At 73.2% G+C, this 1,295-nt stretch carries 2 protein-coding genes and 1 pseudogene; 2 read left to right on the plus strand and 1 reads right to left on the minus strand.

Translation table 11 applies throughout. From position 1 onward, the window contains the following. Window positions 1-237 carry a hypothetical protein gene (locus AC5LUJ_RS04925; protein WP_076842429.1) on the minus strand — a complete coding sequence of 79 codons (237 nt, stop codon included), beginning with the start codon at window positions 235-237 and terminating at the stop codon, window positions 1-3. A 130-nt stretch (window positions 238-367) separates the two neighbouring features. Between AC5LUJ_RS04925 and nth the strand changes: the two genes are divergently transcribed. Next, window positions 368-1,093, plus strand: a complete 726-nt coding sequence (nth, locus tag AC5LUJ_RS04930; protein WP_250292853.1) for an endonuclease III — start codon at window positions 368-370, stop codon at window positions 1,091-1,093. Continuing rightward, window positions 1,090-1,295 (plus strand): annotated as a pseudogene (locus tag AC5LUJ_RS04935) (hypothetical protein); the annotation flags it as partial. The gene nth and the pseudogene AC5LUJ_RS04935, both read left to right, overlap by 4 nt.

Consider the following 1,295-nt stretch of genomic DNA (forward strand, 5'->3'; position numbering starts at 1 on the left):
TCAGGTCGCCCGGTGCTTACCCGGAGCCGACCGCCGCAGACGGCGGCGGTAACGCTCCAGGGCGGCCGGAAAGCCCTGGGAGACGAACGTGTTCACCTCGTCGGGGCGGGCGTTGTCGAGGAAGCCCTCCAGGCCCTGGCCCGAGTCGGCCATGCGCAGGGGACGCTCCACCCGCTCCATGGCGAGCAGCAGGCCCAGCAGCAGGAGCGGGAACGAGATCGCGGCAATCAGAAACATGGCGGGCACCATGGTGGGGGACGACTCTGCGTAACTGACACGCGGGGTCAGGATACGCGATGCGACCTCGGACACACCCGGTCCCCCGGCCGGAGAACGCGATGATCCGGTTACCGGATACCCTGTGGACGTGTCCACCCTCGCCGACGCCGCCACCGAAAGCCCGCTGGCGCGGACACGGCGAGCCCGGAAGATCGTCCGCGTACTCGGCGAGCTCCACCCGGACGCACGGATCGCGCTCAGCTTCGGCAATCCCCTCGAGCTCCTCGTCGCCACCGTCCTGTCCGCCCAGTGCACCGACAAGAAGGTCAACGAGGTAACCCCGACGCTGTTCGCGAAGTACCGCACCGCGGACGACTACGCCGCCGCCGACCGGGCGGAACTCGAAGCCATCCTGCGGCCGACCGGCTTCTTCCGGGCCAAGGCGAACTCGCTCATCGGGATCGGCGCCGCCCTGGCCGACCGTTTCGACGGGACCGTGCCGCCGCGCCTCGACGACCTGGTCACCCTCCCCGGGGTCGGCCGCAAGACCGCCAACGTCGTGCTCGGGCACATCTTCGACCAGCCCGGCATCACGGTCGACACCCATGTCGGACGGCTCTCGCGCCGGCTCGGGCTCACCACCAGCACCGACCCGGTCAGGGTCGAGAGCGACCTCGCCGGGCTGCTCGAACGGCGCGACTACACGATCGCATCCGACCGGCTCATCTTCCACGGCCGGCGGGTCTGCCACGCCCGGCGGCCGGCGTGCGGCGTGTGCGGCATCGCCCGCCTGTGCCCGTCCTTCGGCCTCGGCGCGACCACGCCGGCACAGGCCGCTCGGCTGGTCCGCGCCGACGCCGAAGCGGCCAGGTGAACACGGCCGCGTATCCGGACAGCCCGGACGATCTCGACGGGCTGGCCGGGGCCGACGGCCCGGGGCGGCTGGCCCGGCCCGGCCCGGTGGGAGGCCACCACCTGGCGGGAGCGCGCGGCCTGGCCGGGGCGGGCAGCCCCGCGCCGCCAGCCGGCCCGGCCCCGACAGGAAGCCCGGCCGAAGCGGCCCCGACAGGAAGCCC

The organism is Protofrankia sp. CiP1_Cm_nod3, from assembly GCF_982290655.1.

Bases quoted from the DNA above. Each gene is read 5' to 3' on its own strand.
- AC5LUJ_RS04925 (WP_076842429.1), bottom strand. From the start codon at position 237: ATGTTTCTGATTGCCGCGATCTCGTTCCCGCTCCTGCTGCTGGGCCTG.